This window comes from Cryobacterium glaciale, assembly GCF_004402535.1.
Lineage (GTDB): Bacteria > Actinomycetota > Actinomycetes > Actinomycetales > Microbacteriaceae > Cryobacterium > Cryobacterium glaciale.
Genome location: NZ_SOEY01000008.1, coordinates 98,366 through 113,783, shown reverse-complemented (window position 1 = coordinate 113,783; position 15,418 = coordinate 98,366). Strand labels below are relative to the sequence as shown.

Genomic DNA, 15,418 nt, shown 5'->3' with positions numbered 1-15,418 from the left:
GCTGCTGCTGCGGCAGCGCACCTCGTGCAGCACGGCAAGATCGACCAGGTCGACCTGCAGCTGGAAATGCAGCGCTCCTACCTCGACTACGCGATGAGCGTCATCGTCGGGCGCGCGCTGCCCGACGTGCGCGACGGCATGAAGCCGGTGCACCGCCGGGTCATCTACGCCATGTTCGACGGCGGCTACCGACCCGATAAGGCCTTCTCCAAGTGCGCCCGCGTCGTCGGTGACGTAATGGGCCAGTTCCACCCCCACGGCGACTCCTCGATCTATGACGCCCTTGTGCGTCTCGTTCAGCCGTGGAGCCTGCGGTATCCGCTCGCCCTCGGCCAGGGCAACTTCGGTTCCCCCGGCAATGACGGAGCTGCCGCCCCGCGATACACCGAAACGAAGATGGCCCCGCTCGCCCTGGAAATGGTGCGCGATATCGACGAGGACACCGTCGATTTTCAGGATAACTACGACGGCCGCACCCTCGAGCCCACCGTGTTGCCGGCCCGTTTTCCGAACCTGCTGGTCAACGGCTCGGTCGGTATCGCCGTCGGTATGGCCACGAACATTCCGCCGCACAACCTGCGCGAGGTCGCCTCAGGCGCTCAGTGGTACCTCGAGAACCCCGACGCCACCCGCGACGAGTTGCTCGATGCGCTGATTGCGCGCATCAAAGGCCCCGACTTTCCCACCGGCGCGCAAATCCTGGGCGTCAAGGGCATCCAGGACGCCTATCGCACCGGTCGTGGCTCGATCACGATGCGGGCCGTGGTCAGCATCGAGGAGATCCAGGGTCGCACCTGCCTCGTCATCACCGAACTGCCCTACCAGGTGAACCCCGACAACCTCGCGATCAAGATCGCCGACCTGGTCAAGGATGCCAAGATCACCGGCATCGCTGATATTCGTGATGAGACCAGCGGTCGTACCGGCCAGCGCCTCGTGATCGTGCTCAAGCGCGACGCGGTCGCCAAAGTCGTGCTGAACAACCTGTACAAGCACACCCAGCTGCAGGAGAATTTCGGCGCCAACATGCTCGCCATCGTGGACGGCGTACCGCGCACACTCGCCCTCGATGGCTTCATCTCGGCCTGGGTCGCCCACCAGATCGAGGTCATCGTTCGGCGCACACAGTTCCGCCTGAACAAGGCCGAAGCGGATGCCCACATTCTGCGCGGCTACCTCAAGGCACTGGACGCCCTCGATGAGGTCATCGCACTCATCCGTCGCTCCAACACGGTCGACGACGCCCGCGAAGGCCTCATGGCCCTGCTCGACGTCGACAAACTTCAGGCCGACGCTATTCTCACGATGCAGCTGCGTCGCCTGGCCGCCCTCGAACGCCAGAAGATCATCGACCAGGCTGCCGAACTCGAACTGCAGATCGCGGAATTCAAGTCGATCCTCGCCAGCCCCGAACGTCAGCGCACGATCATCAGCGAAGAACTCGCCGAGATCACCGCGAAATTCGGCGACGATCGCCGCACCGAGATCATGTTCGGCTTCGACGGCGATATGTCCATCGAAGACCTCATCCCCGAAGAGGAGATGGTGGTGACCGTCACCCGCGGCGGCTACATCAAGCGCACCCGCAGCGACAACTATCGCAACCAGCACCGCGGCGGCAAGGGTGTCAAGGGTGCCCAGCTCCGCGCCGACGACGTGGTCGAACACTTCTTCGTCACCACCACGCACCACTGGCTGCTGTTCTTCACCAACACCGGCCGGGTCTACCGCGCCAAGGCCTACGAGGCACAGGAGTCCGGCCGGGACGCCAAGGGTCAGCACGTCGCCAACCTGCTCGCCCTGCAACCGGGCGAGGAAATCGCGCAAATTCTGGATATTCGCGACTACGAGGTGGCCCAGTACCTGACCCTTGCCACCCGCGACGGGTTGATCAAGAAGACCGCGCTGAGTGAATACGACACCAACCGCACCGGCGGCATCATCGCCATCAAACTGCGCGAGGGCGACGAACTGGTTTCAGCTCTGCTGGTCGAAGATGATTCCGACCTGCTGCTGGTCTCCCGCAAGGGCATGTCGATTCGTTTCACCGCCACCGATGAAGCTTTGCGCCCGATGGGCCGCAGCACCTCCGGCGTGATCGGAATGCACTTCCGCGGCGAGGATACCCTGCTCGACGCATCCGTTATCAACGATGATGGATATGTCTTCGTCGTCACCGAGGGCGGCTACGCCAAGCGCACCGCCGCCGATCAATATCGGCTCCAGAATCGCGGGGGTCTGGGCATCAAGGTGGCTAAGCTCAACGACGACCGTGGCGACCTGGTCGGCTCGTTGATCGTGAACCCCGAGGACGAAGTCCTTGTGGTTCTTGCCAGCGGCAAGGTGGTACGCTCTGACGTCGCCGAGGTCCCGGCCAAGGGTCGGGACACGATGGGCGTCGTTTTCGCGAAGTTCGCGGATGAAGACAGAATTATTTCCATCGCGAAAAACATCGAACGCAATCTGGTCGCCACCGAAGAAGAGGGCGAGGGCGCAGCGCATGCGGATGCATCGGCTGGTACCGTCGAGACCAGTGCTGCAGACAACGCTGCTCCCGAACGTGATGCAGGGAAAGTAGAGACACCGAATGACTAGCGTCGCCGAAAAGCTCGCCAAGAAATCCACTCGCAAGACCGCGACCAAGCAGGTCCGCCTGAAACTGGTCTACGTCGACTTCTGGTCGAGCGTGAAACTGTCCTTCCTGGTCGCGGTCTGCCTCGCCATCGTCACGGTCGTGGCGACGTTCCTCATTTACACGGTTCTCGTGTCGACCGAGGTACTGAGCAAGGTCGACGAGCTGTACGCCACCGTCGCGGGAGAATCGGCCGACCTGGCCGCCATCCTCTCGATCGGCAATGTCATGGGCTTCGCGGTCGTCGTGGCCGTGCTGAACATGGTCGTGATCACCGCCCTCGGCGCCATTTACGCCGTGCTGTACAACCTGAGCGTCAAGATCACCGGCGGACTGCTCGTGGGCTTCACCAACAACTAGTTTTCTAGCTTTTCGCACGATCGAGGGCTGTTTCTCCCCGAAAACAGCCCTCGCAGCCCGAATCCAGACATTTCCTCCGCACGGAGGGTGACTCGATTTCAGGTTCCGGCCAGATTCCGGTAGTCTTCAATCTGCCCAAGAGGGGGATATAGCTCAGTTGGTTAGAGCGCTTCACTGATAATGAAGAGGTCCCAGGTTCAAATCCCGGTATCCCCACGCAACACCTGATTCATTCCGATCCCGGCCATACCCGCCGAGAAGTCGGGGCCATAGCTCAATTGGTAGAGCGCCTGCTTTGCAAGCAGGAGGTCCGGGGTTCGATTCCCCGTGGCTCCACAATTCACGCACAAGGCTCGTCTTCGGACGGGCCTTTTCGTTTGTGCGCACGCGATCCTGGTTCCCGCGCAGGCGCCGGCGTCGCGCATCCGCTCTACGGGCGTGTGTGCAGCCGTCAGCGGCCCCGTGTTGGCGTTTCAGGCCGTTAACGCGGCAGGGCCCGCATCCGGTGGATGCGGGCCCTGCACGAGCTGGTGGGCGTTCTGGCCCTAGTCTTCCTGCTGCGCGGTCGGTTCGACCTCGTCGTCGGCGACCCAGAGTTCGTCGTCGGCGCGGAAGGTCTGCCAGACGGCGTAGGCCACACCGACAGCGGCCACAACGGCCAGGCCGAGGGCGAAGTACGTGCCGGCTCCTACACCCTTGGGTTCTACGACAACGGGCTTCTGCAAGCGGATGCGACCCAGTGCGGCCCGCACGCGGGCGTCGCGGGCGACGTCGCCGACGGACATGACGGTTCCGATAGCGGTACCGATGCCGGGGAGCACGTCGTTGACGACGCGGCGGCGCACACCGTCTGCGGCTTCCTGCGTAGCGTTCACGCTCGGGCGAACGTAGTGGTCATAGCTCTCGCGTACGCGCGGAGCAACTTCTTCGCGAGCGAGGATGCCGGCCTGGTGACCGGCCTGACGAGCGAGGACGTTTGCTCGTTCCAATACTTCTTGTTGGTGGCTCCATAGTTCGTCTGCGCTTTTGCGCAGCCGAGTGAGTTCCTTGCGGCGCTTGCGTGACAGGCTCATCTGGACCCTCCATCGATGTCGTGTGGCGAATGTTTATCCATCTTGCCACTGAGTGCCCATCTTGCCACTCAATCGCCGTGTTGCCAGCGAATGCACTGGGAGGAGTTTGCGGCAGTCAGATTCGGTGGAGATTGCTGTGCAAGAATCGCTGTATGTCTAAGCACACCGCTGTCGCCACCCTGAACACCACCCTCGGACCGATTAAGGTCAACCTTTTCGGCAATCACGCGCCGAAGACGGTCAAGAACTTCGTCGGCCTCGCGACCGGCGAACTCGAGTGGAAGCACCCCGCCACGGGTGTCGCCTCCACCACGCCGCTCTACGACGGCACCATCTTCCACCGCATCATCAAAGACTTCATGATCCAGGCCGGCGACCCGCTCGGCCAGGGCACCGGAGGCCCCGGCTACCAGTTCGACGACGAGATCAGCCCCGACCTCGACTTCACCCAGCCCTACGTTCTCGCCATGGCGAACGCGGGAATCCAGGGTGGTCACGGCACGAACGGCTCGCAGTTCTTCATCACCGTCGTTCCGACCACCTGGCTGCAGGGCAAGCACACCATCTTCGGTGCCGTTGAAGATGAAGACTCCCGCGCGATCGTCGCCAAGCTCGCCACCGTCGCCACCGACGGTCGCGACCGCCCGATCGAGGACGTCGTCATTCAGAGCGTCTCCGTCGAGTCCGTCTAGCCAGCCAACTTCCCAGCAGAATGAGTGATCTGCCGGCCTCGGTGGCGAATTTTTGTTACCGCCATCCGGGGCGGCAGAGCTTCATTCTGTGTCAGCGCTGCGGGCGTACCATCTGTGCGGAGTGCCAGACCCAGGCCGCCGTCGGGGTCATCTGCCCAGAGTGCATGAAAGAGCAGCGAAAGAACGCTCCCCGAACCAAGCCGGCGATTCTCACCCGGCTGACCGGCAGCGACCGGCCCACGGTGACATATTCCATTATCGGGATCACTCTGGCCGTCTACGTGCTGCAACTGTTCCTCGGTTCACAGGTCACGAACCGGCTGTGGTACGCGGGTTTCTACTCCCAGCCCGGCAGCTTAGAGCCGTGGCGCTTACTCACGACGGCGCTCGTGCACGGTTCCATCTTTCACGTGTTGTTGAACATGTACACACTCTGGATCTTCGGCCAGCTCCTCGAGCAATTGCTCGGCCGCGGCCGCTATCTTGCGCTCTATCTGTTGAGCGCGCTAGCCGGTTCACTCGGGGTGCTGTTTCTGTCGGATCCCTTCACGCCCGTGGTGGGCGCATCCGGTGCGATCTTCGGCCTGATGGGCGCCTTCCTGGTGATTCAGCGCCGTTTGGGCGGTAATGCCACACAGCTGCTTGTGCTGGTCGGCATTAACGTCGTGATCGGGTTCATTCCGGGGCTGCAGATTGCCTGGCAGGCGCACATCGGCGGGTTGATCGGTGGTGCCGTGCTCGGCCTGATCTTCGTGCAGACGCGGCGCATCCGGCAGAAGTCGCTGCAGGTGGGGCTGATCGGCGCGTTCGCCGCCGTGCTGGTGCTGCTGAGCTTCGTGCGCGTCTTCGCGATCTAGCGGTCGTCGTCGGCCTGGAATGGCGAGTTATCCACAGGTCTATCCACATGGGGATAATTACACCCGTGTCATTACCCCTGTTATTACGTGTTGGTAACCGGGCGGTAACGGAGCAGTACGGGCCGGATGACGGGCAGGTTCCAGTTGGGTTTGCTGGATCAGCGCCAGCGGGTCGTCATCAGAAAGCCGATGAAGGCGATTCCGAAGCCGACCAGGATGTTCATGGCGCCGAGGCCCGCGATGGGCAACTGGCTGCCACTGACGTAGAACACGATGATCCAGGCCAGGCCGAGCAGCATGAAACCGAACATGACCGGCTTGAACCAGACAGCATTGGGCGCGTCCTCGTTCGAGCGGGCAACTTCGGTGCGGGCGGGCCGGGTGCGGGGATTCTTACGTGCCATTCTGCGATCCTAGCGTCTTCGGCTGTTTTAGTGGATTTGACGCGGGCGCCCTGGGGCACTCGGTTCAGTAGACTCGCAGTATGTGTCCACAGGCAGACGACCCCGTCGAGATCGTCACCACGCGGCCGCGCCGCGCGAAAAAGGGCAAAGTCACCGTTGTCGGTGTTCTGGGCGAACTACTCATCACCGCGGGCGCGCTTGTTTTGCTTTTTCTGGGTTGGCAGCTCTGGTGGAATGACATGCTTATGGCCAACTCGCAGTCCAACGCTGCAAGCGAGATCAGCCAGGACTGGATCGATCAGGACACGTCGACGCCAAAACCCGTTCCGACCGTCGATCCGGCCGAGCCGAGTGCCGCACCGGTCCCCGCCGACTATGGAGACCCGATCGTGGCTGCCGTTCCGGCCAACGCGAAAACCTTCGCGGTGCTGTACGTTCCCCGTTTCGGCGCCGACTATCACCGCAGCATCGCTGAGGGTACCGGTCATGACGTTTTGAACAGCAACCGGCTCGGTGTCGGGCACTACGCAGGAACCCAGATGCCCGGCGAGATCGGCAACTTCGCCGTCGCCGCCCACCGCAGCGCGTTCGGCGGTGCCATGCACCTGATCAATGAACTCCAGTTGGGCGATGCCATCTACGTGCAGACCGCCGACGGTTACTACACCTACCGGTACCGCGATACCGAGTATGTGGCGCCCTCACAGGTGCAGGTGCTGGCATCCGTTCCGAACAATCCCGACGGCACGGCGGTCGACCGCATCATCACCCTCACCAGCTGTAACCCGCTCTATTCCACCGCCGAACGCATCATCGCGTACGGCGTGCTCGAATCGTGGCAGCCGCTCTCGGCCGGAGCCCCGGTCGAACTCGCACCGATCATCGCAGCCCAGGGCTAGGAGACTCCCATGTACGCAGCACTGTGGCGTGTTCTGCCCGGACCCATCTGGGTGCGCATCATTCTGGTCCTGATCCTGGTGGTGGCCGTACTCGCCGTGCTCGCCACCTGGGTGTACCCATGGATCGACGGCATACTCAACAGCCAGGAAGCGACGGTGGGCGGCGCATGACCCGTATTCTCGTTATCGACAACTACGACAGCTTTGTCTACACTCTCAACGGGTATCTGATGGAGCTCGGTGCTGAAACCGACGTCGTGCGCAACGACTCCTTCGGAAAAGCGGATGCTGCCTCCCGCATCGCCGAATACGACGGAGTGCTGGTCTCGCCGGGTCCCGGCAAGCCGTCGGACGCTGGTGTGTCCATCTCCGTCGTCGAGGCGGCACTGGCCGCCGACCTGCCCCTGTTCGGCGTGTGCCTGGGCCACCAGGCCATCGCTGAGGCCTTCGGGGCCACGGTCACCAATGCCGAAGAGCTCATGCACGGCAAAACCTCACTCATCACGCACGATGGCAGTGACTTCTACGAGGGAGTGCCGCAGCCGTTCACGGCCACTCGATACCACTCGCTCGCCGTCGTCGCTTCGACCGTTCCGAGCGACCTCATCGTCACGTCGCGCACGCAGGGCGGCGTCATCATGGGGCTGCGGCACGCGTCCGCTCCCATTCTCGGGGTGCAGTTCCACCCGGAGTCGGTCCTGACCGAGGGCGGCTACCGCATGCTCGGCAACTGGCTGGCTCTCACGGGCCTTGAGGGTGCGCAGGAGACGTCGAAGTCCCTGCATCCGCTGTTGCGCCTCACCTGAGGCAGGAACCGCCGGTCGACGAGCGAGGCAGGAACCGCCGGTCGACGCGCGAGGCACGAGCGATCGAGACCAAGCGAGCCGAGTCGGGTCTGCGGATTAGCTTGCGCGGTCTCGATCGCTCCTTCGTCGCGCCTCGACCAGCGAGAGGGAGAGTGAGCTAAGTGCCGGCGCAGTAGGTCAGGATAATCTCGGAACGCTGGGGGACGTCGCCGGGCGCCAGCGACTGCGTTTTGATCGGAGAACCGGACTCCTGGGCGCAGGTGAAATCAGCCTTGGAGACGGGCACGAGGCCCTCGTTGCTCACCAGATCGATCGCGGCGACCAGTGACTGCCCGGTCAGGTCTGTCAGGGTGACCAGACCACTCGATACGACATAGTTGATCGTGTCCCCGGCGAACTGCGAGGCTGCGGCCGCCGGATCGGTTCGCATGACGACGTCGGCCGCCACCGTGGGAGAGTTTTCGGCGGTGACCGACCCGGAAACGAATCCGAGCGCTTCGATCGCGGCCTGGGCATCCGCTATGGGCTGATTGGTGACATCGGGAACCGTGACGGGCACGGGACCGGTCGAGACGAAGACCTTGATCACGTCGGACGGGTTGACGATGGTGTCGGCGGGCGGGTCGGTGCGAATGACCTGGTCGGCGGGCACAGTCGTGCTCGACTCTTCGGCGCGAGTGGCCGCGAGATCCAGATCGAGGAGCGTGTTCTGGGCGTCATCGTAGGTCTGGCCGGTGAGTGAGGGCACCTGCCTGGAGCTGTCGGGCAGTTCAACCGAGGGCTGCAGGTTCGCGACCCAGATCATGACCGCCACGACGATGACGATCACGCAGACGATTCCTGCCCAGACCCAGATCACCGGGGGACGCCGCTGGGTGCGAACCATCGTGTGGTCTTCGGAGAGCTGCTTCAGGGCGAGCGCCGAACCGGTGATGGCCGTCGGCGCAGCACCGAACAGGCCGGCTCCCACTTCTTCGCCCGCGTGGTGGATGGGAATATGGCCGGAGCCGGCCGTCTCGACGTCATTGCGAAACTCGACGGCGCTCTGGTACCGGGCAAACCGGTCTTTGGCCAGGGCGTGCAGCACGACCGAGTCGAGGGCCGGCGACACCCTCGGGTTGAGCGCGGACGGCTTGACCGGCATTTCACTGACGTGTTGGTAGGCGACGGCCACGGGGGTGTCACCGCGGAACGGCGGACGCCCGGTGAGCATCTCGAACAGCACAACGCCGGTCGAGTACAGGTCGGTGCGCGCATCGACGGATTCACCCTTGGCCTGTTCGGGGGAGAAGTAGGCAGCCGTGCCGAGAATGGCAGTGGTCTGGGCGACGGTGGTGGCTGAGTCGGAGATGGCGCGGGCGATGCCGAAGTCCATCACCTTGACCTGGCCGGACTTGGTGATCATGATGTTGCCGGGCTTGATGTCGCGGTGCACGACGCCCGCACGGTGGGAATACTCGAGCGCAGTCAGAACACCGTCGATGATGCGTACGGCTTCGGCGGCTTCGATGGGGCCTTCATGGATGATGTCCTTGAGCAGCCGACCATCGACGTGTTCCATGACGATGAACGGAATCTGCGAGTCGTGGCCGGCGTCGTCGGTGACGGTCTCTTCGCCGGCGTCGAACACCCGCACGATCGTCGGGTGGGCCATGCGCGCAGCGGCCTGGGCCTCCTGGCGAAAGCGGGTGCGAAACGCCGGGTCGGCGGCGAGGGTGGACTTGAGCAGCTTGATCGCGACCGTGCGACCGAGCCGTGAATCGGTGCCGATGTGCACGTCGGACATGCCGCCGCGGCCGAGCAGGGCTCCGACGCGATAACGGCCCGCGATCAAACGGCCAGAGTCAGGCACTACAGCACTCCCCCACAATCAGACACCGCGTTCGGGTTGGACACAGTGAGCGCTACTTTACCCCACGGCATTAGGGAGTTACTCTCCGACAGCAGCGTCGCCCGTAACGAGCACTTCGGCATTCGGGGAGAATTCAGAACTGATCTGGCCACAGAAATAGCGAAACTTCACTGTGAAATTCTCGGTTCCGGCGGTGATCGTGGCCGTGGTCGTTTCAGCGTTGGTCGGGTTCGCCGACGTGATCACGGCGGCACCGCCCTCCGTGGCGATCTCATAGCCAGCCAGTGTCTGGCCGGTCGGGCAGGTCTGGGCGTTCCACTGCACCGTGACGGTACCGGCCGGCGCGGCCGGTGACGGCGTCGCGGTCGGGGCCGACGTCGGCGTGCTCGGCGTGGCAACCGCCCCATAAACCGTGAGGGTGATCGTTGAGCCGGCCGGAACGGGGCCCCGGGGGTTGACCTGATACACCCGGTCGACGTCGTCCTCGGTGGCAGCCGCATTTCCGGGTTCGACGTCAGCGACGAATCCCATCTCGACGAGCAGGGCGGCGGCCTCGGCGCTTGGCTTTCCAATGAAGTCGTCGGGATTGACCGAGGTATTCGTGGGGGTGGGGGTCGGCGTCGGACTCGGCGTCGGAGTGGGAGACGGCGTTGGCGTCGTCGAGGGCGTCGCCGACGTCTCGGTGGGAACCGGGGTCTCGTTGTTCTGGGTGAACAGGGCGATGAGCGTGCCGGTCAGCACGATCACGAGCAGGGCGACCAAAGCGATGAGCGGCCAGGTCCACTTGCTGCGTTTCTTCTTCTCCGCCTCAGCGGCCGCGGCAGCGGATGCCCGCGTGATGGGGGCGCCGGTGGCCGGAAGGATAGTCGTGGCCTGGTCGTTGCCGGCACCCGGCATGAGCATGGTGGCGCTGGTAGCCGTGAGACCGCCCAGAACCGACGGTACGGCCACCGCGGCCGCGGTCACGTCACCACGACGCAGAGCGGATGCCGCGCGCGCCAGGTGCGCAGCCGACGCCGGTCGGTCGGCCGGGTTCTTGGCCAGGCAGGCGAAGACCAGGTTGCGCACCGGCTCGGACACGGTGACCGGCAGGTCGGGCGCGATCTCGTTGATCTGTGCCATGGCGATGGCGACCTGCGACTCGCCCGTGAACGGACGTCGGCCGGCGAGGGACTCGTACGCGACGATGCCGATCGAGTAGATATCGGTGGTCGGCGAAGCCGGGTGGCCGCTGGCCTGTTCCGGCGAGAGGTACTGCACGGTGCCCATGACCTGGCCGGTCGCGGTGAGCGGAACCTGGTCGGCAATACGGGCGATGCCGAAGTCGGTGATCTTGACCCGACCCTCCGGCGTGATGAGCAGGTTGCCGGGCTTGATGTCGCGGTGCACGAGACCGGCAGCGTGGGCAGCGTGCAGCGCCGCCGAGGTCTGCGCGACGATGTCGAGCACCTTGTCGGTCGGCAGCACGTGCTCGCGCTCGAGAATGGTGGACAGGGCTTCGCCGGGTACGAGTTCCATGACCAGGAAGGCGCTGCCGTCTTCTTCGCCGTAGTCGAAGACATTCGCGATGCCCTCGTGGTTGACGAGCGCGGCGTGGCGGGCTTCGGCGCGGAAGCGCTCGAGAAAGCCCGGGTCGCCGAGGTACTCGTCTTTCAGGATCTTGATGGCGACGCTGCGTCCGATGACGAGGTCGGTGGACTTCCACACCTCACCCATACCGCCAATCGCAATGCGCGACTGCAGCTCGTATCGTCCCCCGAAGGTGAGCCCTGTTGTGGGTCTCATTTGTTAAGCACCGCCTCTAGAACTTTCTGTGCGACAGGTGCGGCAAGAAGGTTGCCGAACCCGGTTTGTCCCATTCCCCCGCCGTTCTCAACGAGAACGGTGATGGCGTACTGCGGGTCGTTCGCCGGCGCGAAACCGGTGAACCACAATGTGAACGGATCGGTTGACCCGTTCTGCGCCGTGCCTGTTTTTCCCGCCACGTCAACCCCGTCTATTCTTGCATTGCTTGCCGCGCCATCCTGAACGCCGTTGATCATCATCGCGGTGAGCGTCGCTGCGGTTTCTTCGCTCATCACCCGCCCCCGCTCGACCGGTTCGAAGGTTTCAATGGCGCTGAGATTAGGGGCGAGAATCTCCTGCACCAGGTTGGGTGCCATCGAAACGCCGCCATTGGCGATGGCACCGCTGACCATGGCCATCTGCAGCGGGGTCGCCTGCACGTCGTACTGACCGAACGCCGACTGCGCGGTCTGCGGGTCGTCGAGACCCCGCGGGTACACACTCTCGGAGACGGTCATCGGAATGTTGAAGCTGCTGTTGAATCCGAACTTCTCCGCGGTCTCTCGAATGGCCGTGTCACCGAGTTCGACGCCCAGCTCGGCAAAGGGAATATTGCAGGACAGCCGCAGCGCGGTGGCGAGGGTGACCGTCTCGCCGGCGCCGCAGGTGCCGCCGCTCGAGTTCTCGATCCGGCTCGTGGTGCCCGGCGCGGTGTACACGGTCGGGTTCGGGAAAGTGCTCTCTGGCGTGTAGCTGCCCGATTCCAGAGCGGCGGTCGTGACGACGAGCTTGAACACCGACCCAGGAGGGTTGAGTGAGCGGATGGCCCGGTTGATCAGCGGGTCGTTCTCGTCGGCCAGCAGGGCCTCGTAGCTCGCGGCGACCTCGGCATTGTTGTGCACCGTGAGCAGGTTCGGGTTGAAGCTCGGCTTGGACACCATGGCCAGGATACGACCGGTCGCGGGTTCGGTGACGACCACCGACCCGGTGTAGTCGCCGAGGGCATCCCAGGCGGCCTGCTGGGCCACGGGATCGATGGTGACCTCCACGGCGGCGCCCTTCGGGTCCTGACCGGTGACGAGGGCGCTGATCTTGTCGAAGAACTGCGAGTTGGAGTTTCCGGTCAGCTCGGCGTTGAGGGCCGACTCGAGGCCGGTCGGTTCGCCGTTGATCGGGATGTACCCGGTAATCGGTGCGTAGAGCTCTGGGTTGGTATAGGTGCGCAGAAACTTGAGGTCGTCGTCGGCCGGCATTGACTGCGCGATCGGGTCACCGGCCACGAGGATGGCGCCGCGCTCGACCTGGTAGCTGTCGTACAGCGTGCGGGTGTTGCGCGGGTCGGCCGACAGATTGTCGGCCTGGAAGGCCTGCACGACCGAAGTGGAGCTGAGCAGGGCGACGAACATCAGCATCACGACGATACTGACGCGCTTGAGTTCGCGGTTCACTTAGACCACCAGCCTGGGTTGGTTGCGCACGGTGTCGGAGAGCCGCAGGAGCAGGGCCGCGATGATCCAGTTGGCGACGAGTGATGAGCCGCCAGCGGCCAGGAAGGGGGTGGTCAAACCGGTCAGCGGAATGACCCGAGTGACACCGCCGATGACGATGAAGCACTGCAAAGCCACGACGAAGGCGAGGCCGACAGCGAGCAGCTTGCCGAAGTCATCCTGGCCGGCGAAGCCGATGCGGAAACCGCGGGCGACGAACAGAAGGTACAGGGCGAGAATGGCGAAGATTCCGGCGAGCCCGAGCTCCTCGCCGAGGCTCGCGATGATGTAGTCGCTCTGCGGAACCGGGGTGATCTCCGGGCGCCCCTGGCCCCAGCCGGTGCCGAGCAGGCCGCCCTTCGCGAGGCCGAACAGCCCCTGTACCAGCTGGAAGCTGCCGCCTTTGGCGTCGTAGACAGCCGGGTTGAGGGCGTCTAGCCAGTTGGTGAAGCGGCCGTTGACGTAGTTCAGGGTTTGGCTGGCTATCAGGGCTCCGCCGAGGAACAGGCCCATGCCCAGGATGACCCAGCTCAGCCGACCGGTGGCGAGGTAGAGCATGACCAGGAACAGGCCGAAGTAAAGCAGAGCCGTGCCGAGGTCGCGCTGAAAGATAATGACCGACATCGACAGGGCCCAGACAACGAGAATTGGGCCAAGATCGCGAAACCGGGGAAACCGGGCGCCGAGAATTTTCTTCCCCACCATGGAGAGACTGTCGCGGTTGCGCACGAGGTAGCCGGCGAAGAACACGGCGAGGGCGATCTTGGCGATCTCACCGGGCTGGAAGGTGCCAAAACTGCCGACCCGGATCCAGACCCGCGCACCGCTGATCTCCTGGCCGAGGCCCGGAACGAGCGGAAGAAAGAGCAGGAGAACACCGACGAGGCCGGCAATGTAGGTGTAGCGAAACAGCACGCGGTGGTTGCGAATGACCAGCAGCACGAGGATGGCGCAGAAGATGGCCAGGGCACTCCAGACCGTCTGGCGGACGGCGGCGCTCTCCCACCCCGATTCTTTGTCGGCGATATCGATGCGGTAGATCATGGCGATTCCGATGCCGTTGAGCAGGGTGGCGATCGGCAGGATGAACGGGTCGGCATCGCGGGCGACGAATCGCAGCACGATGTGCAGGCTGATCACCAGGGCCGACAGGCCGGCGCCGAGCAGCACAAGGGTCGGGTCCAGCTCGCCGAGGGCTCCGAGTTGCACGAGCACGACCGCGCTGGCGTTGATGAAGCAGGCGATCAGCAGCAGGAACAGTTCGAGGTTGCGCAGTTTCTGCGGCAGGTGCAAGCGGTGCACCGGCTCGGTGGCCGGGCGTGCCGTGAGAGCGGATGCCTTACTCAACGATCGCTCCCTTCAGTCGCTCGACGATCGCCAGGGCGTCGGCGAGGGAGCCGGCGTTGATGGTCTGCTCGACCTGCTGGCGGTCGTAGACGCGCAGGTCGTCGAGGACGAGATCGGTGTCTTCGTAGACGCTGGAGAGCCTGATCGGGCCGATGTCCTGCTGCACGCCCTGGTAGATAGCGACGTTGGAACCGTCAACGCCGACGAAATAGCGCGTCTGGGTCCACTGGTAGCCGAGAACAGTAGTCGTGACGATGCTGAGCACCAGCAGGATCACGCCGACCAGCCAGGTGGCCTTGCGGCGGCGCGCGCGGCGGGCATCCTCTTCGATCAGTTCGGACAGGTAGTCCTGGGAGTCGGGCTCGAAGTGGGTTTCGCGCACCGGGTGCAGGCGCAGGGCCGGTATGCGCAGGGCGCGGTTGCGGCCGGGTTCCTCACCGAAGGCAAGCGGATTCGCGGCGGAGCCGACGACGACCGGGCTGTCGGTGCGGGAGACGTTGTCGTCGATATCGACGATAACCACCGTGACATTGTCGGGGGCGCCGCCGTCGAGGCTCTCTTTCACCAGCAGGTCGGCGACATCCTGGGCGTTTGCGCCGCTGGCCAGGGCGGAGGCGATGGCCGTGTGCGAGACGACGCCGGTGAGGCCGTCGGAGCAGAGCAGCCAGCGGTCGCCGGCAATGGTGGCCAGGATCGAGGTGTCGATTTCGGGGCTGGCCTCGACGTCGCCGAGCACGCGCATGAGCACCGATCGGCGCGGGTGCACCATGGCTTCGGCCTCGGTGATGCGCCCGCTGTCGACCAGACGCTGCACGAAGGTGTGGTCGATGGTGATCTGGGAGAGTTCACGTTCGCGCAGCAGGTAGATGCGCGAATCGCCGATGTGGGCGATCGCGACCTCGTTCTCGAGCACAATGATGGCGCTGACGGTGGTGCCCATCCCGGTCAGTTCGGCGTGTTCGAACACCGTCTCGGCGAGTTGGGCGTTGGCGCCGATTAGGGCGGCCTGCAAGGCGAATTCGGCATCCTGGGCGCTCGCGTATGGCTTGTCGGCTTCGATGATGCGCTTGGTGGCGATCGATGAGGCGACGTCACCGCCTGCATGCCCGCCCATGCCGTCTGCGACCACGAACAGGCTGCGTCCGGCGTAGCCGGAGTCCTGATTGTTGGAGCGAATCTTGCCGACGTGGGACGCGGCTGCGCTATGACTGACCGTCGCCATGA

14 protein-coding genes and 2 tRNA genes are annotated in these 15,418 nt (G+C 64.2%); 9 read left to right on the top strand and 7 right to left on the bottom strand.

Features of this window, described 5'->3' with window-relative positions:
• Nucleotides 1-24: 24 nt before the first annotated feature.
• The 4 genes from gyrA (at nucleotide 25) to E3O06_RS05285 (ending at nucleotide 3,328) form a co-directional block, all read left to right on the top strand.
• A complete protein-coding gene (gene gyrA, locus E3O06_RS05300; protein ID WP_241979929.1) occupies nucleotides 25-2,595 on the top strand; it encodes a DNA gyrase subunit A in 2,571 nt (856 codons plus the stop codon).
• Entirely contained in the window at nucleotides 2,588-2,992 is a 405-nt protein-coding gene (locus tag E3O06_RS05295; protein WP_134501943.1) for a DUF3566 domain-containing protein, read from the top strand. Before gyrA ends, E3O06_RS05295 begins: the two co-directional genes overlap by 8 nt.
• A gap of 142 nt (nucleotides 2,993-3,134) precedes the next feature.
• Nucleotides 3,135-3,208 (top strand) — tRNA-Ile (locus tag E3O06_RS05290).
• A 47-nt stretch (nucleotides 3,209-3,255) separates the two neighbouring features.
• Nucleotides 3,256-3,328: transfer RNA gene (locus E3O06_RS05285), tRNA-Ala, on the top strand.
• 209 nt (nucleotides 3,329-3,537) lie between these two features.
• On the opposite strand, the gene E3O06_RS05280 is transcribed toward E3O06_RS05285, so the two are convergent.
• Nucleotides 3,538-4,065: a hypothetical protein gene (locus E3O06_RS05280; protein WP_134501942.1), complete on the bottom strand. Its 528-nt coding sequence runs from the start codon at nucleotides 4,063-4,065 to the stop codon at nucleotides 3,538-3,540.
• Nucleotides 4,066-4,217: 152 nt separating this feature from the next.
• On the opposite strand from E3O06_RS05280, the gene E3O06_RS05275 reads away from it, so the two are divergent.
• Entirely contained in the window at nucleotides 4,218-4,757 is a 540-nt protein-coding gene (locus E3O06_RS05275; protein ID WP_092110635.1) for a peptidylprolyl isomerase, read from the top strand.
• A 20-nt stretch (nucleotides 4,758-4,777) separates the two neighbouring features.
• On the top strand, nucleotides 4,778-5,614 hold the full coding sequence (locus E3O06_RS05270) for a rhomboid family intramembrane serine protease (RefSeq protein WP_134501941.1): 837 nt from the start codon (nucleotides 4,778-4,780) through the stop codon (nucleotides 5,612-5,614).
• Nucleotides 5,615-5,772: 158 nt separating this feature from the next.
• On the opposite strand, the gene E3O06_RS05265 is transcribed toward E3O06_RS05270, so the two are convergent.
• Entirely contained in the window at nucleotides 5,773-6,018 is a 246-nt protein-coding gene (locus E3O06_RS05265; RefSeq protein WP_134501940.1) for a cell division protein CrgA, read from the bottom strand.
• 80 nt (nucleotides 6,019-6,098) lie between these two features.
• On the opposite strand from E3O06_RS05265, the gene E3O06_RS05260 reads away from it, so the two are divergent.
• The 3 genes from E3O06_RS05260 to E3O06_RS05255 are packed head-to-tail and all read left to right on the top strand — an operon-like array spanning nucleotide 6,099 to nucleotide 7,723.
• Entirely contained in the window at nucleotides 6,099-6,917 is an 819-nt protein-coding gene (locus tag E3O06_RS05260) for a class E sortase (RefSeq protein ID WP_134501939.1), read from the top strand.
• A 9-nt stretch (nucleotides 6,918-6,926) separates the two neighbouring features.
• On the top strand, nucleotides 6,927-7,088 hold the full coding sequence (locus tag E3O06_RS17465; protein WP_166788111.1) for a hypothetical protein: 162 nt from the start codon (nucleotides 6,927-6,929) through the stop codon (nucleotides 7,086-7,088).
• Nucleotides 7,085-7,723 (top strand): anthranilate synthase component II, encoded by a 639-nt coding sequence (locus E3O06_RS05255; RefSeq protein ID WP_134501938.1) that lies wholly within the window; start codon nucleotides 7,085-7,087, stop codon nucleotides 7,721-7,723. Before E3O06_RS17465 ends, E3O06_RS05255 begins: the two co-directional genes overlap by 4 nt.
• A 157-nt stretch (nucleotides 7,724-7,880) precedes the next feature.
• Here E3O06_RS05255 and pknB read toward each other — a convergent pair whose 3' ends face one another.
• The 5 genes from pknB to E3O06_RS05230 form a co-directional block, all read right to left on the bottom strand.
• Nucleotides 7,881-9,575 (bottom strand): Stk1 family PASTA domain-containing Ser/Thr kinase, encoded by a 1,695-nt coding sequence (gene pknB / locus E3O06_RS05250; protein ID WP_134501937.1) that lies wholly within the window; start codon nucleotides 9,573-9,575, stop codon nucleotides 7,881-7,883.
• A 78-nt stretch (nucleotides 9,576-9,653) separates the two neighbouring features.
• Entirely contained in the window at nucleotides 9,654-11,360 is a 1,707-nt protein-coding gene (locus E3O06_RS05245) for a protein kinase domain-containing protein (RefSeq protein WP_134501936.1), read from the bottom strand.
• Entirely contained in the window at nucleotides 11,357-12,808 is a 1,452-nt protein-coding gene (locus tag E3O06_RS05240) for a peptidoglycan D,D-transpeptidase FtsI family protein (RefSeq protein WP_134501935.1), read from the bottom strand. Before E3O06_RS05240 ends, E3O06_RS05245 begins: the two co-directional genes overlap by 4 nt.
• A complete protein-coding gene (locus E3O06_RS05235) occupies nucleotides 12,809-14,194 on the bottom strand; it encodes an FtsW/RodA/SpoVE family cell cycle protein (protein ID WP_241979884.1) in 1,386 nt (461 codons plus the stop codon). It abuts the gene before it with no gap.
• Nucleotides 14,187-15,416, bottom strand: a complete 1,230-nt coding sequence (locus E3O06_RS05230; RefSeq protein ID WP_134501934.1) for a PP2C family protein-serine/threonine phosphatase — start codon at nucleotides 15,414-15,416, stop codon at nucleotides 14,187-14,189. The genes E3O06_RS05235 and E3O06_RS05230 overlap by 8 nt, the downstream gene beginning before the upstream one ends.
• Nucleotides 15,417-15,418: the final 2 nt, after the last annotated feature.

What these genes read in the sequence shown, in the direction of transcription:
- E3O06_RS05245 (WP_134501936.1), bottom strand. Translation starts at nt 11,360, where the DNA reads ATGAGACCCACAACAGGGCTCACCTTCGGGGGACGATACGAGCTGCAG.
- E3O06_RS05280 (WP_134501942.1), bottom strand. Translation starts at nt 4,065, where the DNA reads ATGAGCCTGTCACGCAAGCGCCGCAAGGAACTCACTCGGCTGCGCAAA.
- E3O06_RS05295 (WP_134501943.1), top strand. Translation starts at nt 2,588, where the DNA reads ATGACTAGCGTCGCCGAAAAGCTCGCCAAGAAATCCACTCGCAAGACC.
- E3O06_RS05270 (WP_134501941.1), top strand. Translation starts at nt 4,778, where the DNA reads ATGAGTGATCTGCCGGCCTCGGTGGCGAATTTTTGTTACCGCCATCCG.
- E3O06_RS05265 (WP_134501940.1), bottom strand. Translation starts at nt 6,018, where the DNA reads ATGGCACGTAAGAATCCCCGCACCCGGCCCGCCCGCACCGAAGTTGCC.
- E3O06_RS05260 (WP_134501939.1), top strand. Translation starts at nt 6,099, where the DNA reads ATGTGTCCACAGGCAGACGACCCCGTCGAGATCGTCACCACGCGGCCG.
- E3O06_RS05275 (WP_092110635.1), top strand. Translation starts at nt 4,218, where the DNA reads ATGTCTAAGCACACCGCTGTCGCCACCCTGAACACCACCCTCGGACCG.
- E3O06_RS05255 (WP_134501938.1), top strand. Translation starts at nt 7,085, where the DNA reads ATGACCCGTATTCTCGTTATCGACAACTACGACAGCTTTGTCTACACT.
- E3O06_RS05230 (WP_134501934.1), bottom strand. Translation starts at nt 15,416, where the DNA reads ATGGCGACGGTCAGTCATAGCGCAGCCGCGTCCCACGTCGGCAAGATT.
- E3O06_RS17465 (WP_166788111.1), top strand. Translation starts at nt 6,927, where the DNA reads ATGTACGCAGCACTGTGGCGTGTTCTGCCCGGACCCATCTGGGTGCGC.